Here is a 20,506-nt window from a genome sequence, read left to right as displayed (position 1 = left end):
ACAGAAAGTTATCCACAATCCATCAAATTAATAGAAACATGGATACTCACAGGGTAAGTTATTATTATTTATCTTAAAAAAGCGGTTTTCCACAGAAAAAATGCTCCCTAATAATAATAAATATAAATTTTAAATTTGAATTTATTTATAAGGATCAGGATTTCTGTGGATAAAGCTTCAGTTATGAATTTAAATTCAAAACAACACGATTTTTAAATTTAAAATTGAGAAATTAAATTTAAATTGTGAATCAGCCTATGGATAACTTTGAGGATATATCTGTGCGTAACTCTTATTTACATTATAAAAGAATAAGTTATGCTGTGAATATATATTTTTGATAATTTATTCAATTTAACCTATATAAAGTTGTTGTCTGGGTAAAAATAAAGCGTCTATATAAAAGAAATGTGTATATTTATTGACAGAATAAAGAATGCACAATACAATCGCGAACCTTTAGAAAAGATCAATTTTGGAGTTTCGATATGAAACGTACATTCCAACCATCTGAATTAAAGCGCAAGCGTGTTCATGGTTTCCGTGCTCGTATGGCTACTAAGGCTGGTCGTCAAGTATTAGCTCGCCGTCGTGCAAAAGGCCGTCATAGTTTAACTGTTTAATTTTTTAGACAGTTGATAGACGACTTGGGTGTTATGTCTCTTTATAGTTTCAGTCCAGAGGTGAGAATCCACTGCGCTGCTGATTACAAAGATGTATTTGATGGTGCGCTTTTTAAAGTGCATCAACCCCATTTTATATTCTTAGCAAAAGTCACCGAACAGCCTAAAAGCCGTTTGGGTATTGTTGTTGCAAAGAAGAAAGTGCGCCGTGCGCATGAAAGAAATCGAATAAAACGTTTAACGCGTGAAAGTTTTCGCTTAAACCAGCAAAATATAGATTTATTGGATATTGTGGTGATGCCTAAAGTTGGTATAGAAGCAGTTCCAAATGCTGAGCTTTTTCAGCAATTACAATTTGCTTGGTTGAAATTGCAGCGCATTGTTAAAAAGCACCATAAAATAGCTCAATCTTCCCCTCAAAAATAGAGGATACCAATGATTCGTTTATTGCATTGGTTGATTCGTTTCTATCAAATTGCGATTAGTCCTCTCATTGGACCTCGTTGTCGTTATATTCCGACTTGTTCTCAATATTCGTTAGAAGCGATCCATACGCACGGCGCATTAAAAGGTAGCTGGTTAGCGACCAAACGCGTGTGTCGTTGTCATCCTTGGGGTGGGTATGGTTATGATCCTGTGCCAAAAAAAACAATTCGTTTTATTTCATTTCAGCAAATAGATTCTCAAACGCTTCATGTTCCTGTACCCTTGCGTGAACGTTTATTGAACCAAAATCACTCTAACCACTTGGGGTAATAGATATGCAACAATGGGCCAGGTTTGCAATCCTTGGGGCCATGTTAGTCACCGCATATTTGCTCATTTTGGCTTGGCAAAAAGACTATGGTCATGACAATACATCGAAGGCTGCGACACCGCAGGCTGTTGTAGCGCATGATGTGTCTGCCGATCTGCCAAAAGGTCAAGCAACTGCGGCCACTAGCGATGTTCCACAAGCAAATATAGCTGCTGCACAACAGAATACAGCTGCACCAGCCACAGCAAATCAACAATTGATTTCAGTACAAACTGACCTTTATCATCTTTGGATTAGTCCTAAAGGTGGTGATATTGTTCGTATTGAATTACTGAATCATGACAAGAGCAAAGACAGTGATCAGCCTTTTGTTATGCTTGAAAGTGATGCAAAACGTACCTATGTTGCGCAATCTGGGTTAATTGGATTGAATGGTCCGGACAGTAAGCCAGATCGTCCAAACTATGCGTTTGAAAAAACTGCTTATACTATTGCAGATGCCAAAGCAGCCAAAGACAAAGATGGCAAGACATCGCAAGTTTTAGCTGTACCAATGGTATTTAAAACAGCAGATGGCGTTGAAATCATCAAAACATTTACCTTTAAACAAGGTCAATATCCAATCGATGTAAGCTATCAGGTTGTCAACCGTAGTGCGCAAAATTGGCAAGGACAAATGTTTGGTCAAATTAAGCGTGATAACTCAGATGATCCAGGAAAAACCTCTCAAGGGATTTTTACACTTGGAACATATTTGGGTGGCGCTTGGGGTACACCTGATGAGCATTATAACAAGCTAAAATTTGCAAACTTTACTGATGAAAAGCTCAACACTGAAGCAAAAGGCGGATGGGTTGCGATTGTTCAGCATTATTTTGTAAGTGCTTGGATGCCTGGTCATTTTGGCGGTCAAGAATACACAGCAAAATTGGAATCTCGTAAATCTGCAGATGGTATGAATATCATTGGGTTTACTTCTCCAACCATCAATGTTCCAGCTGGAAAAGCAATGAGCATTGATGCAACGTTCTACTCAGGTCCAAAAATTCAATCTGAATTAAAAGACTTGGCTGTTGGTTTAAACCAAACTGTAGACTATGGTTGGTTATGGCCAATTGCAAAATTATTATTTGCTGGCTTACAGTTCTTCCATAATCTTGTGGGTAACTGGGGCTGGTCAATTATCTTATTGACTGTATTGGTTAAGCTTATTCTTTGGCCATTGTCGTCTAAGAGCTATCGTTCTATGGCGAAAATGCGTGTGATTGCACCTGAAATGCAACGCATGAAAGAAGAGTTTGGTGAAGACCGCATGCGTTTCTCACAAGAAATGATGGCGCTTTACAAACGTGAGCAAGTCAATCCACTTGCGGGTTGTTTACCATTGCTGTTGCAAATGCCAATCTTCTTAGCATTGTATTGGGTATTGATGGAATCTGTAGAGCTTCGTCATGCACCATGGATGCTTTGGATTCAAGATTTATCTGCAATGGATCCTTGGTTTATTTTGCCGTTGATCATGGGTGTAACGATGTTTGTTCAACAAATGTTGAACCCACAACCTACTGATCCAATGCAAGCTAAAGTCTTCAAAATCATGCCGATCATGTTTACAGTATTTATGCTGTTCTTCCCTTCTGGCTTGGTTTTATACTGGATTGTGAACAACTCGATCACGATTCTGCAACAATGGTTTATCAACAAAAATGTTGCTAAAGCCAAAGTCGCAAGCGAAGTGGTTTAATCTTCATAGATTAAGCAATAGCTGAAAAAATCCGCTTAAGATGGTAATCTTAGGCGGATTTTTTTATTGTCAAAGTTTGAGTAGTTTAGATGAGCAACCCTGTAAGCCAAACCACAATTGCAGCAATTGCGACTCCACCTGGACGTGGTGGTGTAGGTGTGATTCGTCTATCTGGTCCTAAGGCTTATGCGATTGCGCAAGCTTTAACTCAAAAAGTGCTTCCCCAAGCGCGCTTTGCTGGTTTTCGTCAGTTTTTTGATGAAAAAGGTGAAGTGATGGATGAGGGCCTAGCAATTTGCTTTCCAAATCCAAACTCGTTTACGGGGGAAGATGTGGTGGAATTGCAGGGACATGGTGGCCCTGTAATTCAAAATGCACTTCTTGCACGATTGTTCGAGCTGGGTGCTATTGCCGCCAAAGCAGGCGAGTTTTCCATGCGAGCCTTTGAAAATGGCAAAATGGACTTGGTTCAAGCTGAAGCGATTGCAGATTTAATTGATGCGACTTCACAAGCCGCTGCGCGTTCTGCAGTACGCTCTTTGCAAGGTGCATTTTCCAATAAAGTGAATACCGTGTTGGAAAAACTGATTCATTTACGTTTGCATGTTGAAGCGGCGATTGATTTTCCTGAAGAGGAAATCGACTTTTTGGCAGATGGAAAAATTCTTCATCTGCTTGAAGATGTGCAGGCTTCAGTCTCTGCTGTACAACACTCTGCGCGTCAGGGGCAGTTATTACGTGAAGGTCTGCAAGTGGTGATTGCAGGTAAGCCCAATGCGGGTAAATCTTCGTTATTGAATGCCTTGGCGGGAAATGACCGTGCCATTGTTACGGATATTGCAGGAACGACGCGTGATGTACTGCATGAGAAAATTACTTTAAATGGCTTGCCTATCACACTGACCGATACTGCGGGCTTACGTGAAACAGGTGATGTGGTCGAAAAAGAAGGCATTCGCCGAGCAATCAAAGAAATTGAGCAAGCAGATTTATTACTTTTGGTTTATGACCTCAGCCAAGGTGAAAATCCTTTAGCCCTTGCTCAGCGCTATTTTGAAGATCATTTAGAAACTAAACGCTTGATGTTGATTGGTAACAAGTGTGATTTAACTGCGCAATCACCTGAATTAAGTGATTTTCAAGGTTTTCGCCATATTAGCGTGTCGGCCAAACAGGAAATGGGCGTACAAGCGCTTATAGATGCGATTACAGCGCATGCTGGCTTCCATCCTGAAGAAGATACCTTTATCGCACGCACACGCCATTTAGACGCAATGAAGCGCACTCAGCACTATCTTGCAGAAGCACATGAGCAACTTGAGGTCTATCATGCGGGTGAACTGGTCGCTGAATCGTTACGTTTAGCACAGAATGCCTTAGCTGAGATCACAGGCGATTTTAGTGCAGATGATCTGTTAGGGGTAATTTTTGGCTCGTTCTGTATTGGAAAGTAATCCTTTAATCTAACAGCTTAAAAGCGGACATAAGTCCGCTTTTTTTGATGAAAAGTTGTGCTTTTGTAAGCTGAATTTACATCAATCTTAGAATTGTTTACTGTAAGATCAATTACATATTCAACAAAGGCTTCTTTTCATGAAAAAAACTCCTTTATTGCTTGCGATTGCTGTTTTAGTGATGACGTCAAATGTTTGGGCGGGTAAGGATGATCATGTGATTATTCAAGACGCTGCCAAAAACAAGATCACCATTGGACAAGCAATACGTGCCAATGATGAAACAGCTGTCACCTTGACGGGGACAATTGTTCGTCAAATAAAACATGAACATTATGAGCTAAAAGACAGCACGGGCACCATCGGGATCGAAGTGGATGATGATCTTATCGATTTAAAAAAATTAAAACCGGGTACCAAAGTTAAAGTTGTGGGGGAAGTCGATACCCATCGTTATAAACCCACAGATATAGAAGTAGTTAAAATTGAGATTATTCAATAATTGCTTTTAACCAACATCTAGGCGCACAGCGCCTAGATGTTTGATCAAGCTTTAATTTTTAAATGACTGATCAATAAATAAATACATAAGATACCAATTCCTGCACAAAAGCCTAAAACACCAACCATTAAACCGAAATGATCAGATAAAAAGCCTGCGCTAATGATCGGCACAATGGTGCCAAAATAGGCAATAAACAAATAAGTGGAAACCACAGCTGCCCGATTTTCAACATTGGTCATGTGGTGAATCAATGCAAAAGCACTCAGTAACGTTAAACCATGCCCCATTCCGACCAAAACCACACTCAAAAAGAATAAGAAACTCCAATGCATGGTCATACAGATCGATAAAATAATATAGCTGGAAATCAATAAGACTAAGCCAGTATTCAATGCTTTATGCATATCAAAAGACTTTGCGATAAATTGCACGATCGCAGAAACCATTAAGATACTGGCAATGGTTGCACCACTGACCAATGGCCCATGCCAAGGAATCACATCTCGAATAAAGGAGGGTGCCAATGAGGCAAATAAACTAAATGAGCCAAAAGCACAGAATGCGGTAAAACTGGCGATATAAAACAGTTTTTTAAATTGAGCTTCTGGCAGTTGTAAGTGTGGTGCAATGGAAAATGGTTGCCTTTCAAATCTCATGGTTTTAATTGTAAATAAACTCAGCAAACTGATGATTGCTGCAACAATTACGGGTAAATAAGGCGTGACAAGTGGGCGATCAGAAAATTGTGCGATTGCACCACCAATAAAAGGGCCCAGTCCAAAGCCTATCACGGTAATAATTGAACTTAACTGTGCTGCATTCTGTTTATGTGAGTCAGGAATGGTATAAATCAAACCTAACATTGCGGAAGTGCTGATCAATCCAGAGGCAATACCAATGATAAAGCGCCCAAATCCAAGCAAATAGGTGGTTGATGCAAACACCGACAGTGTTAAGCCAATTACAGCAAACAATAGCCCAATTTGTAAGGTACGAATAAAACCAAAACTATTACTGCTACGTCCTAAAAATAATAATGTGGTTAAGCAACCAAACATATAGGCCACGAAAATATAGGTAATCTGGCTTGGGAGTAATTGCCAAAGTTGTTGATAAATTGGATATAAGGGGCTAGCGAGCGCCGTACCAATCGTACCAATACATAAGGCTAGGCTGATCATTAAAAATGAACGCCATGATTGTTGATTCATAAATATAGGACTTCAAATGCAAATGTTTTGCAGATAAAAATGCCAAACCTGTTCAATACAAAGTTCGGCATGGAAGGAATTGAGTATGGAAAGATTAAAACTTAATCAGTGAAGGGTCAATGGAAACTTGAACATTCAAGCACAGATGATTGTGGATTGAGTTATGAATAGCGTTTTAGCAGCTTTAAAAATTCTTGTAATTCAGCTTCATCCACGGCTTGAGTGTCTTTAATCACATGTTCGGTTAAATGCTGCTCAATCAATTCATTCATTAAACCATTCACGGCACCTTTAATTGCCGCAACTTGCTGTAAAACGCTGATACATGAGCTGCTTTGATCATTCAAAGCTTCTTCAATCGCATGAATTTGTCCTTTTAGTCGTTTCACACGATTGAGGACTTTTTTATCTTGATGTAAATGACTCATAAATTAATCCGCTATTTTATATACTCCCTTATAGTATATTTTAAATTGAAATTATATACTCAGGGAGAGTATATAGGATCATGCCTCATGCAATTCAAAACCATTCAGCGAAAGCATAGCCATCAATTTGATCAAGGTAATCCTTTAGCACAAAAGAAAATCTTATGGGCGACCATTTTGACTGGATTGATGATGATTTTTGAGATTGCGGGAGGCTGGATTTTTAATTCCATGGCCTTACTCGCAGATGGTTGGCATATGAGTTCGCATATGCTGGCATTAGGTTTGGCTTATGCTGCTTATCGAGCTGCTCGTTATTATGCGCAGGATTCTCGTTTTAGTTTTGGCACATGGAAAATTGAAATTCTTGCTGGCTATAGCAGTGCAATTCTATTGATGGTGGTGGCCTTATTTATGTCCTTCCAGTCGCTAGTGCGTTTATTCCATCCTGTACAGATTCATTATAATGAAGCGATTTTGATTGCTATTTTAGGTTTACTGGTCAATTTGGTTTGTGCATGGTTATTACACGATCATGCTGACCATCACCATCACCATCACCATCACCATCACCATCATTCACATACGCATAATGACCATCTTGGACATGATTTAAATCAAAAAGCTGCGTTTTTACATGTGGTTGCAGATGCACTGACCTCTGTCTTGGCGATTATTGCTCTTTTTGCTGCAAAGTATTTGGGTTGGGATTTTTTAGATGCTGTATTGGGGATTGTTGGGGCCATTTTAGTCGGGCGTTGGTCATATGGTTTAATCAAAGAAACGGCCCAAACATTATTAGATGCGGAAATGGATCATCCTATAGTTGAAGACGTACGTGAAGTGATTGAGTGTCTAAATGTTGAAGCCCAAATAACCGATATTCATGTGTGGAAAGTGGCTAAAGGCAAATTTTCAGTGATTTTGGCGCTTGAATCCAATGATAAAAATTTAAATGCAGATCAGGTACGCCACGCTTTATCTATTCATAAACAATTGGTGCATATTTCTGTTGAAATCAACAAAACGGCGATGTTTAGTTGGGTTTCACGTGAAACCTGAGCAAGAATAAAGTACAGCTTTTTTAACAGTTCAAGGTACTGTGATCGGTAGAGAACCATTGCAAATAGAGATAAGGATCAATCACAGTTTTTAAACAAGTCAGCTGATGAATTATGCTTTAATGCATCTCAATATTTATTTTTGATTTTATCGATTTATGTTAAAGCAATTTATCGCACTGAGTTTAAGTCTGGCTTTTTGTACAGCTGGCTTTGCCAGTGTCGAGACTGTGAAAGCAAAATTAGCACAGCAGTATCCCAATGTAAAAATTAATAATCTGCAAACAACAGAAATGCAGGGTTTATATAGTGGGACCTTGGATAATCAAATTGTTTATGTCAATGAGGATGCTCAGCATTTATTTATTGGTTCAATGATTCGTTTGAAAGATCAGCATAATTTAACCAAAGATTTAGCAGTTAAAGAAAATACGATAGATTTTAAAGCATTACCTTTGAATGATGCTGTAAAAACAGTCAGGGGGAATGGTAAGCGTCAGCTTGCAATCTTTTCTGACCCAAATTGCCCATATTGCAAGACGCTTGAAGGGAATTTAGCCAAGCTCAATGATGTGACAATTTATACATTTATCTATTCCATCAAAGCACAATCGATTTTGCCATCTAAGCAAGTATGGTGTTCTGCAAATAAAGAATATGCATGGAAAAATTTGATTCAAAATGGGATTAAACCAACTGCACCAGCAAATTGTGCAACGCCAATCGAGCGTAATTTGGAATTAGGTAAAAAATTAGGTTTGCATGGAACACCTGCAATTATTTTCTCAAATGGTTATAAGGTGATGGGTGCCTACCCTGCCGAAGAAATTGAGAAAATATGGAAAAATTTTGGATTATAAACAGCGCTTAGAAACTGATAGCGTAAAAAAGCACCCATCGAGGGTGCTTTTTATATTGAGGAGAAAATTTAAGTACGTTTGGCAATCATGTTATAGATAAAGAGTACCACTATTGCACCAATGACTGAGGCAATAAATCCAGCTGATGCACCTTTTGGATATAGGCCGAGTAATTGACCTCCATAGGTTGCAACCAATGAACCTACAATACCGAGTGCTGTTGTTACAATGAAGCCAGCTTTGTCATCACCTGGGTGAATTGCACGTGCAATTAAACCAGCAATAAAACCAATCACAATTGCACTAATCAGTGACATCATAATCTTTCTCCTTTTTCTTTATTTTGTCGTGAGTTACTGCATCGAATTAGTTTAATAATCAAATATTCTCTAATGAAGTAAAAGCGCTTATTTGCTACAAGTTGTTGCATTTTTGTTCACTATGAAAGCTAAAAAAATAAAAAAAGCGACCGAAGTCGCTTAACTCATTTTAGTTAAAATGATGTGGTGAGGTCTCAATTAAAGACCAATTTCCCCGATAAACGGAATATGACGGTATTTTTGATCGTAGTCTAAGCCATAGCCCACAATGAATTTATCTTCAACTTCAAAGCCAAGAAATTTCACATCTAAATCGATTTCACGGCGAGACGGTTTGCTGACTAAAGTACACAGCTCGATCGAGTTGGGATGACGTGTACTTAAAATTTCCAATACTTTGCTTAAGGTATTGCCAGAGTCAATAATATCTTCCACGACTAAGATATCCTTACCGCGAATTTCGCCGTCTAAATCTTTGAGGATTCTGACATCACGAGAAGATGTTGTACTGCCACCATAGCTTGAAACGGTCATAAAATCGAGTTCATGAGTCTTACTGATTGCACGACATAAATCAGCCATAAAAATCACTGAACCACGCAATAAACCAATTAAGACAAGCTCTTTATCGCTATTGGCATAATGCGCATCAATTTTTTTACCAAGTTCCTGAACTTTTGCATGAATTTCTTCAGCAGAAATCATCACTTTCATTTCAATAGTCATGGGAAATACCTAAAAACCTAAACATCAAATTCTAAAATTAAAAAAGGTGTTGACTAGCAACACCCTAAAAGATGACATAATTTTAAAACATATCAGATCAAGATGCATCTTTTTTGACATTTGAAAATGTAAATGTCCTAATTTAAACCGAAATGATCAATGTGCATCACGTTTTAAAACGAATGCACAGATTACAAAAACTGTACCAATCAAAATCAGTTTTTTCTTTGATTTACGCGATTTTTGTTTGGTTTTGCTCATAGGCTTTTTGTCCATAAATATAGGTGGCTTGAATATTGCGATCATCCCCCATGGTAAATAAGGCAAATAATGCATCGTCTATGTTTTTAGCACGTTCCTGACGCAGTTGTTGTAGCGCCGTTGCTTTTAAATCTAGCACAACAAAATCGGCTTCTTTACCGATGTTGAAATTGCCCAATTGCTCATCTAAATGCAGCGCTTTCGCCCCACCAAGCGTTGCATGGTAAAGTGATTCCATCGCCGAAAGTTTATCACCTTGGAGTTGTTGCACTTTGTAGGCTTCATTGAGGGTTTGTAATTGGCAAAATGCTGTTCCTGCACCAATATCTGTTCCTAAGCCGACTTTCACCTGCTTTTCCCAGGATTTTTTTAATGGGAATAAACCACTTCCCAAAAATAAGTTTGAAGTCGGGCAAAATGCAATCGCTGAATCAGTTGCATGCATGCAATCCCATTCATGCTCTTCTAAATGAACACAATGTGCAAAAACAGAACGCTCTCCTGTTAAACCATAGTGGTGATAGACATCCAGATAACCTTTCTGCTCTGGGAATAAGTCTTTGACCCATGCAATTTCATTTTTATTTTCACTGAGATGGGTATGCACATATACCGTTGGATACTCTGCTTTTAACTGCCCTGCTTTTGCCAATTGCTCAGGTGTAGAGGTTGGAGCAAAACGCGGAGTAATGGCATATAGGTTACGACCTCTACCATGCCATTTTTCAATCAGTGCTTTAGAGTCAAGATATGCGCTTTCAGCAGTGTCTGTCAGTGCTTCAGGTGCATGACGATCCATCATGACTTTACCTGCAATTAAACGCATCTGATGCTGTTCTGCCGCTTCAAATAAGGCATCGACTGATTGGGGATGTACCGTACAAAAAACCAGTGCTGTTGTGGTGCCATTTTTAAGTAATTCTTGGACAAAAAACTGTGCGATTTTGTCGGCATAGGTTTTATCTGCAAACTGAATTTCTGTTGGAAAAGTATAGGTATTTAACCATTCTAAAAGTTGTTCACCATATGCACCCACCATTTCTGTTTGTGGAAAATGAATATGGGTGTCAATAAAACCAGGCACAATCAGTTGTTCTGGGTAGTGATCAATTTGAATATCATCTGTCAGGTGAGACTGTGCATCTTCCCAAGGGCCAAACCATGTGATTTTGCCTTGCTCTGTGATCAGTAAACCATCTTCGATATAACGAACTTGATCTAATATTTGAGTTGCTTGAGAAACGGTATTTTTAATATCAAGAAAACGCCCACGAACCGCTGTTTTCTGTACAACACAAGACATGTAGAACCTGCAATTTATCCTTTTTTCGATTGATTGTACCTGAAATTTGTATCAGGTGCTGTATGCAGTTTTGCGCGAAAGCATTCTAAAAAATTGAATAACGTTATTTTTTATTGTTTTAGCGCAGGGAAATTTTTATCGAAATATAACTAAAATTAGTGGCTAAAGGCATATTCTATATTGTGAGTTTATCTTTATAGCAACAATCGCTACAGTCTTGGAAAATGGTGAAATAAGACAACAATGGACAATACTAAACAGTTAAAACAGCTTATCTATTCATGTCCTGAATTGATGCTCCGGTTACAGTATTTGCGAGATATTCATACACATGCATATTTGAGTGCAGGTGTAATTCGTAACTTGGTATGGTCTATTTTACATCATCAGGATTATGGATTTGATCAGATTGAAATCGATGTGATTTTCTATGATTTAAATGATCAACAAGGCCTTAAAGAGCAATGTTTGACTGAATTGTTAAAGCAAAAATTTCCCAATAATGAATGGGATGTGGTCAATCAAGCCTATGTGCATTTGTGGTATAAAACAGATGATGGAAGCTCTATCTCTCAATACCAATCCTTATTCGATGCTTTATCCGTATGGGTCGAAACGGCAACTGCAATTGCAGTACGTTTACTTGAAAATGATGATATCGAAATCATTGCGCCGTTTGGGATAAATGATTTGTTTGAATTAAAATTGAGATGGAATAAACGTTTGGTCAGTTATCCAGTTTTTTTAGCACGGATTCAGGCTAAACAGTTTTTAACCAGATGGGAAAAGCTGCTTGTTGTGGATGATTAGGCGATCAGATTTAAATTAATCAAACCATAGTGAAGATCATACTCCAAGACAACAGATGGCTATTACAACAGATGATTATGCTGATGGATAAAGATTTCATTTCAATACTGTCCATACAATTTAAATCGTTGAGTATTATTGTTGATCATAAAAAAGCCTTCCAATTGGAAGGCTTGATCTAGTGTTTATAAGGTTGTTTCATGGTGCTTTTTGCTATGGCGAATAGAGAGCCAAGCGGTAATTGCCAAGACAATCACAATAAAACCTAACGAAATCCAAATCGGCATATGGAAGACATCCAGCATTAACATTTTAAAGCCAATGAAGACTAAGATGATGCCTAGGCCATAAGGCAAGTAATGCATTTTAGACGCGGCACCCGACAATAAGAAGAACATTGCACGTAGACCTAAGATCGCCATTAAATTCGCAGTTAATACAATAAATGGATCACTGGTCACCGCAAAAATCGCTGGAATAGAATCGACCGCGAAAATTACATCTGAAGCTTCAACTAAAATTAAGACAAGGAATAACGGGGTTGCCCACAACACACCATTTTGACGAACAAAGAATTGAGCACCTTCTAATTTGGGGGTGATTCGCATGTGTTTACGCAACCACTTTAGAATAGCCATATCTTCGATATTGGTTTCTTCTTCATCCTGTCCTTTAAGGAATTTATAGCCTGTATAAACCAAGAACGCACCAAAGAGATAAAGCACCCAAGAGAATTCTTGAACGAACCATGCGCCAATAAAAATAAAGATGGTACGTAAAATAATTGCACCTAATACACCATAGAGCAGAATTTTACGTTGTAAGCCTTGTGGAATCGCAAATGCAGCAAAGATCATCAACCAGACAAAGACATTGTCGATCGCTAATGATTTTTCAAGTAGATAACCTGCAAAGTATTCCATGACTTTGCTATTGGCAATTGAAACACCCGCGGTTTGTTGTAAATACAGCCATAAACCACCACCAAATAACGCTGCAACACTGACCCATGCAATGCTCCAGTAGGCGGCAGTTTTAATTTTGACTTCTTGCCCTTCTTTTTGTTTAAAGCCTAAAAAGTCGATCAGTAGCATGAAAATAACAATAGCGAAGAACGCTAGATATAGCCATGGATTGCCAATAGTTTCCATAAAAATCTCCGAATCTGGCAATCAGGCATAAAAAAACCTTGACCTGTTGCCAGATGATTAAACATCTGTGTCAACATGATCAAGGTCTTGCCTACATTTGAGTTATGTACATCAATCTCAAATGCTCAGATACCGGCTTTTTTCAAAGCGTAATGACGATATTCTGATTAAAGGAGGCTACTCCCCTTGTTCAATATACTGTGTAAGAAATTTTTCATTTCTTAATATCTAGTCAGAATCGCATATTTATTTAAAATGTGCAAATTTTGAATGTATTTTATTTTATGTACAAAATTCAGCGCTGGTTTTTAGCGCAACAAAAGCTTGATTAAGCGTTGAATTATGATGCTGAATAATACGGTCAGCATTGAGAACCTTTGAATCTACTGTGCTGTGCGCATCTGAAATTAATGTCACTTTATAATTTAAGTCTTTTGCCGCACGGCTTGTGCTATCGATACAAAATTCAGTTTTTAAACCACAGATGATCACTTCTTCAACATTTAAATATTCTAATTGTTGTGCTAAATCTGTTTGGAAAAAGCAATTTGGCCGTGTTTTTTCTAAGATGTAATCTGTATTAGGATCAATATTTAATTCAGCAATGAGTTGAGTCATTGGACTATTTGGGGCGAGTCCTGTGCCAGCTAAACCAACATGACGTATCGCAAAAATCGGAATGTGTTTAACACGCGCATATTCAATGAGCTGATTGACGTTTTTCAACAATTGATCAGCTTGAAATGGTGGATGCTGTGCATGAAATAGACCATTTTGTAGATCAATAACGAGTAAGGCTTGTTTATTGTGATACTCAGACATGAGTTTCTCCGTAAATATTGACCAAATCACGGAGCAAAAAATAACCCCGCTCATTGGCAGGGTTGGTTTCTACATTTTATTTTAAATGTATACGTCCACACTGCCGATGCAGTGTGGTGGTGAATAATTTAAATAAAATGATGGGTTGCATTGCAGTTATTGCCTATATTGGACTTTACGTCCGCACTGGATTAATTGCGATGTTCGCGTCGATGGCGCAGTTCAGCTTGTGCCCACGCAATTGACTGCTTCATGTCTTGTCGTAATGCTGTGATCTCAGATTGGGTCAAGACTCTAGGCTTTTCTGAAGTGTTCGGTTTTTCCTTGGGTGAGGCGGTCAATGCCATCGAATTGCTCCTTGATACCTACATACACCTTGACTGTTCGCATGATGTCTTTTTTGACCTTAAAGCCAAGTTAACTTTTATCAAATTAAAGTTTTTAACTCAGCATGTCACTTTAAAACTTGTAAAAAGATATTTAGGGTCTGTTGGCATTTCATAAATGGCTTGCGATGTAGGTTAAAATTGAGCAGGCAAGGCATTAAACGAAGAGAATAGTGAGTCTATTTTCGAGTTTCATAACGAAGGCTGAGATAATTTTAACCACAACCCTGAGCAAGAACAAAGCACTGCTTTGTTTGCAGCGCAAGGCGTAGCGGGGGGACTAGTGTGTTTTTTGCCGCTATGTCGTTACCTTGCGAAACGATGTTTCTCATTATTTAGAATGACTAAATTTCGTATTTCGCGCCTAGTATCGCCTAAAAAACACACGTAGTCGCAAACGTAGACGAATTGTCAACAGACCCTATTTTTTTGAATAAAATCTTTACGTTGTACAAGCACTAAAGCCAATAGGGTCCCAAGAACAGCGATTATACCGCCAACGATGCCAATATGGTTGAGCCCATAACTGGTGGTCACTAGGCCGCCAAGCAAAGCGCCGCCACCAATACCCACATTGTATAGTCCTGAATAAATTGCCATCGCGACATCAGTGGCATCAGAAGCTAAAGCTAAGGTTTTGGCTTGTTGAGCTAAGCTAAAGCAAATAATCGCCATGCCCCAAAATAAACTCAGTAGACTAAAACTGGTAAAATCAGTACTCAGTGAAGTCAACAATAACATCGAAACAGCCAATATCGCACTACTTAACGGTATCGGAAGTTTTGGATATTTTTTGGCAAATTTACCAAATAAATAAGAGCCAAAGAAACCCGCTGCGCCATAGATTAATAATAAGGTTGTGGTCTGTGTCGAGCTAAAATGCGCAACATTCAGAGCAAAAGGTTCGATATAACTGTATGCGGTAAATTGTGCGGTAATCACAATAATGGTCAGAGCAAAAACAATCATCAGGCTTGGCCGTTTTAAAAATACTTTTAAACTACTCAAAGAACCTGAATTGACGCTTGGTAAGCGTGGTAATGTTTTGGCTAAGATAACGCAAACTATAGCCGCACCAATTGCAATTAAAGCAAAAGTATTACGCCAACCATAAGATTCACCAATCATTCGTCCAAATGGAATACCTAAAACCATCGCCAATGCTGTACCTGTGGCCAATAGCCCCAAAGCTTGAAACTCCTTACCTTTGGGTGCGACTCGCACTGCCAGTGATGCAGTGATTGACCAAAATAAAGCATGAGAAAATGCGATACCAATTCGACTGATCAAGAGTACATCGAAACTCCATGCAAAATAAGATAATGCATGACTGGCCACAAAAACCATAAATAGAATGATCAGTAAAAAGCGCCGTTCAATATTTTTGGTCAATAACATGATCGGCAATGAAATGGGTGCAACAACCCATGCATATAGAGTAATCATAATGCCAACATCAGTTGCAGGCATCGCAAAGCTTTTTCCAATGTCACTCAGCAAAGCAACAGGAACGAATTCTGTGGTATTGAAAATAAATGCTGCGAAAGCAAGGCTAATCACACTGATCCATTGCTGAGATTCACTGGGGGCAGATTGTGGTGCTGGAGTTTGGGGAGATAAGGCAGACATGGTCAATATTAAAAGAGGTTAGCACTAAATTTTAGGCTGAATTGTGGATAAAGTTAAGCTAAGTTTGTTGTATCAAAAATAAAACTGTCAGACAAAATTTAACAATAATTCAAATATAGTTATGGCATTTTGAATAGGCCTATAAATTTAAACGTATATAAGAGTAAATAAAATGTTAGAAATCAGACATAAAGATGATGGTAAAAAAGGTGAATTTTATATTGGTGAAGAAGGTCACCATTTGGCTGAAATGGCATACACATGGGCGGGTGAAAATATGTTGATTATTGACCATACAGTTGTAGAAGATGAATTGCGTGGTCAAAGTGTAGGTCGGAAATTATTAGATCAAGTTGTAGAGATGGCTCGCTCAAAGAATGTGAAAATTATTCCACTCTGCCCTTTTTCAAAATCAGTGTTTGATAAAGATCAATCGATTCATGATGTTTTGAAATCTTAAGTTTGCTTTGCTACAGTGGAATTGTGTTATAGAACATCCATGAGAAAGAATATATGCAATTCCAACATGTAGATAATCAACAAAAAGGTGAATTTTACTTCGATAATGAGCAAGGTAAGCGAATTGCTGAGATCAGTTATTTATGGCATGGTGAGCATCAGATCATTGCGAACCATACTTGGGTAGATGACTCCTTGCGTGGTCATGGAATTGCGCGTCAGTTGTTGGATACTTTGGTTGAATTTGCGCGTGAAAAGCAGCTTAAAATTGTACCAACTTGTTCCTATGTCGAAGTCATGTTTAGACGTGATAAAAGTTTTGTTGATGTGAAAGCTTAGCTTTATTATTGTGTGCCCAATGTTCATTGGGCCATTCAGATTCGGTTAGAAGATTAAACATGTTTAAAAAAATGATAATCACTGTATTGTTATTGAGCAGTTCATCGTTCAGTTTAGCAATGAGTTGTTTTGAATTAAATTTGCAAACCTATAAAAAAGAGCAAGAAATACAGCCCAGTTGGGAGTTGTTAGGCAAATCTAAACATCGTATTTATTTTTATTCAGCACCCAAAAACATCTGTAAGATGAATGATACTTTTGTGCTTCAAAATGATAATGTCACGGCTTATTCAATCTATAAAGACAAGAAAAAACAAGACTGGGTTTATGTGATATTTAATGATCCAAATCAAAATATAGAAGATGATCTGATTGAAGGTTGGGTCAAGCTTAAGGATTTTAAATTTATTGAAAAGACACCCTCAGTAAATCAATAAAAAAACCCACAAAATTTTGTGGGTTTTCTACACGTTATTTCGACTTATTTTGCTTTTAATGCTGCAATCAATTTTTGATGTAATCCACCAAAACCACCATTGGACATAATCACCACAGCATCGCCCTCACCTGCTTGTGTAACAACGGTACTGATAATGTCATCCAGTGTACGAGCCACAACGGCTTTATTGGTTGCAGCGTCAATGACAGGCTGTAAATCCCAGTCCAGACCTTCAGGTTGATACCACATCACTTCATCTGCAAGACGTGCAGAATGTGCCAAGCCATCTTTATGACTGCCCATACGCATGGTGTTTGAACGTGGTTCAATAATCGCCCAAAGCTTACGCTCACCTAAACGTTTACGTGCACCTTCAAGCGTTGTATCAATCGCAGTTGGGTGATGGGCAAAGTCATCATATATCTCAATACCATTCACTGTATCAAGTAATTCCATTCGGCGTTTCACCCCACCAAAATTCGATAAGGCTTCACATGCTGTTTCAATTGAAACGCCGACATGTTCAGCTGCTGCAATGGTTGCCAAAGCATTGGCAACACTGTGTTGACCTGTCATATTCCACTTCACTTCACCTTTTACTACGCCGTGTTGAAGCACTTTAAAATGTGAACCATCCGTAGAAAGCTGTTCAGCATAAACTTCAGCATTGTTATTGGCGTCAAGTGAAGTCCTTACGACAGGTGTCCAACAACCCATTTGCAACACTTCATCGATATTGGTTTCAGTGATCGGGGCAATAATACGACCTTCACTTGGAATGGTACGGACCAAATGATGGAATTGTTTTTGAATCGCTGCTAAATCATCAAAAATATCGGCATGGTCAAATTCAAGATTATTTAAAATCGCAGTTTTTGGATGGTAATGTACGAACTTAGAGCGTTTATCAAAAAAAGCAGAGTCATATTCATCTGCTTCTACACAGAAATATTTTCCACCACCTAAACGTGCGCTTTCACTAAAGCCTAAAGGTACACCACCAATTAAAAAGCCAGGATTTAAACCTGCTTGATCCAGTACCCAAGCCAGCATTGTTGTTGTGGTAGTTTTACCATGGGTACCTGCAACACCAAGCACATGTTTGTCTTGTAAAACATGGTCAGCAAGGAATTGTGGACCTGAAATATATGCTAAACCTTCATTGAGCATATATTCCACCGCATCTATACCACGCTTCATTGCATTGCCTACAATGACAAGATCAGGATGTGGCTGTAAATGACTACGGTCATAGCCTTGCATTAAGGTAATGCCAGCATTTTCGAGTTGGGTCGACATCGGTGGATAAACGTTCGCATCTGAACCGGTGACCTTATGTCCTAAATCACGCGCCAATAGCGCCAATGAACCCATAAAGGTGCCGCAAATACCCAAAATATGCAGATGCATTCGTGTTAACTCCAGTGCTTTTATAGACACATCACTTTGTTGTTGTGGTGTAGCCGTTTCATTTGATTTGAAAGCAACGATAGCAAGGGTTAAGGCGAAAAGATAGTTTTTCTTGTTACGATTTTAAAGGTGGGTTTTTATTGAAAATAATGAACTCTCACTTGGTATTTTTATTCTTCTATCAATGCTAATATCGATTGAACACTCTGAATTATCTATTAAAAATGGATATACATGATTTTATCTTTCTGCTGATTAAAAATATCGCGTATTTTATTTTTTTGCTTATTGTTTCTGCTTTGATAGCAGGCATTGCAAAAATAATATCCATACCTTTAATGGTCGCAGCTGTAATTTTAATCTTCTTCCAATATTTTGCGTTCATTTGGATGGGATACCTCAATACAAAAGACTCAAAAGATCACAAATTAAAAAATGGATTAATTTTTCATCTCATTTGGGTTGCTTTAATTGGTCTATTAAGCTCATTTTATGATGAGCAATCGCTATTGAAACAAGTATTCGATACTGTATTGTTGTTTGGTACTTTGGAAATAGGTTCGCTCATTTATTATTTCAAAAAACGTAAAAATATTGCCTTAGCGCTTTAATGTTCAGACATTGAATGTTCAAAAATATATCTTGATAATTTAATTGGTATCAATATGGCTTTATCTCTCCCCCTTTTATTACTAATTATCTCCAACTGTTTTATGACCTTGGCTTGGTATGGGCATTTAAAATTCTTACATGATGCACCTCTGTGGCAAGCGATCTTGTTTGGTTGGATCATTGCCTTACTTGAATACAGCTTTATGATTCCCGCAACACGTCTATTGGCACAACATGGTTGGTCGTTGGGGCAAATGAAAATCACCCAAGAAGTGGTGACACTGTTGGTGTTTGTTCCATTTATGATTTTCTTGTTTAAACAACCATTTAAATTAGATTATTTATGGGCGGGTTTATGTTTGATGGGCTGCGTGTTTTTTGTGTTTAGAAGCCAGTAAATGAATTGCCATGATGTGAATTAACAGGGTTTTTACTTTCACAGCATATTCATCTCATGTCCCAATCATCAGCAATTTTCCTGCTGTTTATGAGTTCGAGATCATAATTATTCTCAAGTCAAACGGCTTTTAGGCTGCTCCTTTAAAAAAAATTGACTTCCTACGTCTGTTAAATTTTCGTGAGATGAAAAATCAGTCTATAATAGCGAGCTTCTTGATATTCATTTAAACACTGATCACCAGTATTTAAACTTCCTTACATTCGTTTATGGAATATATGCAATGAATGCGGCCGCTGTACAAGACGCTCCTCTCGTTGGAATTATTATGGGTTCTCAATCAGACTGGGCAACTCTCGAAAACACTGCCAATATGCTGAAACAGCTTGGTGTTCCTTTTGAAGCCGAAGTTGTTTCTGCGCATCGTACGCCAGACCGCTTATTTGAATATGCTGAAACAGCACGTGAACGTGGTATTCAGGTGATTATTGCTGGTGCTGGTGGTGCAGCACATTTACCAGGAATGTGCGCAGCAAAAACAGATTTGCCTGTGTTGGGTGTTCCTGTGAAATCTTCAATTTTAAATGGTGTTGATTCTTTGTTGTCTATTGTACAAATGCCTGCAGGTATTGCAGTCGGCACATTGGCAATTGGCCCTGCGGGTGCAACCAATGCAGCAATCATGGCCGCTCAAATTTTAGGTTTAACTCGCCCTGAAATCGCAAAAAATGTTGCAGATTTCCGTGCCGCTCAAACCGATAAAGTGGCAAGTAAAAATATTCCGGGTCAAGCTTAAAAA

Annotated in this window: 25 protein-coding genes; 15 read left to right on the top strand and 10 right to left on the bottom strand. The window is 38.3% G+C overall.

What is annotated here, in order from left to right; all coding sequences use genetic code 11:
- Positions 1–488: 488 nt before the first annotated feature.
- The 6 genes from rpmH (at position 489) to AS4_RS21640 (ending at position 5,080) form a co-directional block, all read left to right on the top strand.
- A complete protein-coding gene (gene rpmH / locus AS4_RS21665) occupies positions 489–623 on the top strand; it encodes a 50S ribosomal protein L34 (RefSeq protein WP_000831329.1) in 135 nt (44 codons plus the stop codon).
- Between the two features lie 33 nt (positions 624–656).
- Positions 657–1,049 (top strand): ribonuclease P protein component, encoded by a 393-nt coding sequence (rnpA, locus tag AS4_RS21660; RefSeq protein WP_004718937.1) that lies wholly within the window; start codon positions 657–659, stop codon positions 1,047–1,049.
- A gap of 9 nt (positions 1,050–1,058) precedes the next feature.
- Positions 1,059–1,379, top strand: a complete 321-nt coding sequence (gene yidD, locus AS4_RS21655; RefSeq protein WP_004718939.1) for a membrane protein insertion efficiency factor YidD — start codon at positions 1,059–1,061, stop codon at positions 1,377–1,379.
- A 5-nt stretch (positions 1,380–1,384) separates the two neighbouring features.
- Complete coding sequence (yidC, locus tag AS4_RS21650; protein WP_004718941.1) at positions 1,385–3,124, top strand: membrane protein insertase YidC; 1,740 nt, start codon at positions 1,385–1,387, stop codon at positions 3,122–3,124.
- An 89-nt stretch (positions 3,125–3,213) separates the two neighbouring features.
- On the top strand, positions 3,214–4,578 hold the full coding sequence (mnmE, locus tag AS4_RS21645) for a tRNA uridine-5-carboxymethylaminomethyl(34) synthesis GTPase MnmE (protein ID WP_096735461.1): 1,365 nt from the start codon (positions 3,214–3,216) through the stop codon (positions 4,576–4,578).
- A gap of 139 nt (positions 4,579–4,717) precedes the next feature.
- Complete coding sequence (locus tag AS4_RS21640; protein ID WP_096735460.1) at positions 4,718–5,080, top strand: NirD/YgiW/YdeI family stress tolerance protein; 363 nt, start codon at positions 4,718–4,720, stop codon at positions 5,078–5,080.
- A gap of 44 nt (positions 5,081–5,124) precedes the next feature.
- Here AS4_RS21640 and AS4_RS21635 read toward each other — a convergent pair whose 3' ends face one another.
- The gene (locus tag AS4_RS21635) at positions 5,125–6,294 is read right to left on the bottom strand and encodes an MFS transporter (protein ID WP_096735459.1); all 1,170 of its coding nucleotides are present in this window, start codon (positions 6,292–6,294) and stop codon (positions 5,125–5,127) included.
- Positions 6,295–6,455: 161 nt separating this feature from the next.
- Positions 6,456–6,722 carry a metal/formaldehyde-sensitive transcriptional repressor gene (locus tag AS4_RS21630; RefSeq protein ID WP_004818177.1) on the bottom strand — a complete coding sequence of 89 codons (267 nt, stop codon included), beginning with the start codon at positions 6,720–6,722 and terminating at the stop codon, positions 6,456–6,458.
- An 87-nt stretch (positions 6,723–6,809) separates the two neighbouring features.
- Between AS4_RS21630 and dmeF the strand changes: the two genes are divergently transcribed.
- On the top strand, positions 6,810–7,784 hold the full coding sequence (dmeF, locus tag AS4_RS21625; RefSeq protein WP_096735458.1) for a CDF family Co(II)/Ni(II) efflux transporter DmeF: 975 nt from the start codon (positions 6,810–6,812) through the stop codon (positions 7,782–7,784).
- A gap of 157 nt (positions 7,785–7,941) precedes the next feature.
- The gene (locus AS4_RS21620) at positions 7,942–8,643 is read left to right on the top strand and encodes a DsbC family protein (protein WP_056515522.1); all 702 of its coding nucleotides are present in this window, start codon (positions 7,942–7,944) and stop codon (positions 8,641–8,643) included.
- Between the two features lie 68 nt (positions 8,644–8,711).
- Here the strand turns inward: AS4_RS21620 and AS4_RS21615 are convergent, their stop codons facing one another.
- The 3 genes from AS4_RS21615 to guaD all read right to left on the bottom strand — a co-directional run bounded on the left by AS4_RS21615 (position 8,712) and on the right by guaD (position 11,253).
- Positions 8,712–8,963 (bottom strand): GlsB/YeaQ/YmgE family stress response membrane protein, encoded by a 252-nt coding sequence (locus AS4_RS21615; RefSeq protein WP_004718955.1) that lies wholly within the window; start codon positions 8,961–8,963, stop codon positions 8,712–8,714.
- A 198-nt stretch (positions 8,964–9,161) separates the two neighbouring features.
- Positions 9,162–9,689, bottom strand: coding sequence for a hypoxanthine phosphoribosyltransferase (hpt, locus tag AS4_RS21610; protein WP_004718958.1), 528 nt, complete (start codon positions 9,687–9,689; stop codon positions 9,162–9,164).
- Between the two features lie 232 nt (positions 9,690–9,921).
- Positions 9,922–11,253: a guanine deaminase gene (gene guaD / locus AS4_RS21605; RefSeq protein ID WP_096735457.1), complete on the bottom strand. Its 1,332-nt coding sequence runs from the start codon at positions 11,251–11,253 to the stop codon at positions 9,922–9,924.
- Positions 11,254–11,496: 243 nt separating this feature from the next.
- Here guaD and AS4_RS21600 point away from each other — a divergent pair, with 243 nt between their 5' ends.
- Positions 11,497–12,063, top strand: coding sequence for a nucleotidyltransferase family protein (locus AS4_RS21600; RefSeq protein WP_096735456.1), 567 nt, complete (start codon positions 11,497–11,499; stop codon positions 12,061–12,063).
- Positions 12,064–12,248: 185 nt separating this feature from the next.
- On the opposite strand, the gene AS4_RS21595 is transcribed toward AS4_RS21600, so the two are convergent.
- The 4 genes from AS4_RS21595 to AS4_RS21585 form a co-directional block, all read right to left on the bottom strand.
- Entirely contained in the window at positions 12,249–13,214 is a 966-nt protein-coding gene (locus AS4_RS21595; RefSeq protein ID WP_096735455.1) for a TerC family protein, read from the bottom strand.
- Between the two features lie 282 nt (positions 13,215–13,496).
- Entirely contained in the window at positions 13,497–14,036 is a 540-nt protein-coding gene (locus tag AS4_RS21590) for a cysteine hydrolase family protein (protein ID WP_096735454.1), read from the bottom strand.
- Positions 14,037–14,227: 191 nt separating this feature from the next.
- Positions 14,228–14,383: a hypothetical protein gene (locus tag AS4_RS21865; RefSeq protein WP_167468964.1), complete on the bottom strand. Its 156-nt coding sequence runs from the start codon at positions 14,381–14,383 to the stop codon at positions 14,228–14,230.
- A 450-nt stretch (positions 14,384–14,833) separates the two neighbouring features.
- Positions 14,834–16,051, bottom strand: coding sequence for a sugar transporter (locus AS4_RS21585; RefSeq protein WP_096735453.1), 1,218 nt, complete (start codon positions 16,049–16,051; stop codon positions 14,834–14,836).
- A gap of 172 nt (positions 16,052–16,223) precedes the next feature.
- Between AS4_RS21585 and AS4_RS21580 the strand changes: the two genes are divergently transcribed.
- The 3 genes from AS4_RS21580 to AS4_RS21570 are packed head-to-tail and all read left to right on the top strand — an operon-like array spanning position 16,224 to position 17,286.
- Positions 16,224–16,511, top strand: coding sequence for a GNAT family N-acetyltransferase (locus tag AS4_RS21580; RefSeq protein WP_004718974.1), 288 nt, complete (start codon positions 16,224–16,226; stop codon positions 16,509–16,511).
- A gap of 53 nt (positions 16,512–16,564) precedes the next feature.
- Complete coding sequence (locus AS4_RS21575; protein ID WP_096735452.1) at positions 16,565–16,849, top strand: GNAT family N-acetyltransferase; 285 nt, start codon at positions 16,565–16,567, stop codon at positions 16,847–16,849.
- Positions 16,850–16,908: 59 nt separating this feature from the next.
- Positions 16,909–17,286 (top strand): hypothetical protein, encoded by a 378-nt coding sequence (locus AS4_RS21570; RefSeq protein ID WP_096735451.1) that lies wholly within the window; start codon positions 16,909–16,911, stop codon positions 17,284–17,286.
- 44 nt (positions 17,287–17,330) lie between these two features.
- Here AS4_RS21570 and mpl read toward each other — a convergent pair whose 3' ends face one another.
- Positions 17,331–18,698 carry a UDP-N-acetylmuramate:L-alanyl-gamma-D-glutamyl-meso-diaminopimelate ligase gene (gene mpl, locus AS4_RS21565; protein ID WP_096735450.1) on the bottom strand — a complete coding sequence of 456 codons (1,368 nt, stop codon included), beginning with the start codon at positions 18,696–18,698 and terminating at the stop codon, positions 17,331–17,333.
- 224 nt (positions 18,699–18,922) lie between these two features.
- Here mpl and AS4_RS21560 point away from each other — a divergent pair, with 224 nt between their 5' ends.
- The 3 genes from AS4_RS21560 (at position 18,923) to purE (ending at position 20,503) form a co-directional block, all read left to right on the top strand.
- A complete protein-coding gene (locus tag AS4_RS21560) occupies positions 18,923–19,309 on the top strand; it encodes a hypothetical protein (protein ID WP_096735449.1) in 387 nt (128 codons plus the stop codon).
- Between the two features lie 54 nt (positions 19,310–19,363).
- The gene (locus AS4_RS21555) at positions 19,364–19,708 is read left to right on the top strand and encodes a DMT family protein (RefSeq protein WP_034613299.1); all 345 of its coding nucleotides are present in this window, start codon (positions 19,364–19,366) and stop codon (positions 19,706–19,708) included.
- A 282-nt stretch (positions 19,709–19,990) separates the two neighbouring features.
- Positions 19,991–20,503, top strand: coding sequence for a 5-(carboxyamino)imidazole ribonucleotide mutase (gene purE, locus AS4_RS21550; RefSeq protein WP_004718991.1), 513 nt, complete (start codon positions 19,991–19,993; stop codon positions 20,501–20,503).
- The last annotated feature ends 3 nt before the right edge of the window (positions 20,504–20,506 follow it).

Origin of the sequence: Acinetobacter guillouiae (genome assembly GCF_002370525.2) — a bacterium.
GTDB classification, from domain to species: Bacteria; Pseudomonadota; Gammaproteobacteria; order Pseudomonadales; family Moraxellaceae; genus Acinetobacter; species Acinetobacter guillouiae.
Note: the sequence above shows the minus strand (reverse complement) of the source record. Positions and strands in the feature narration are given on the sequence as shown.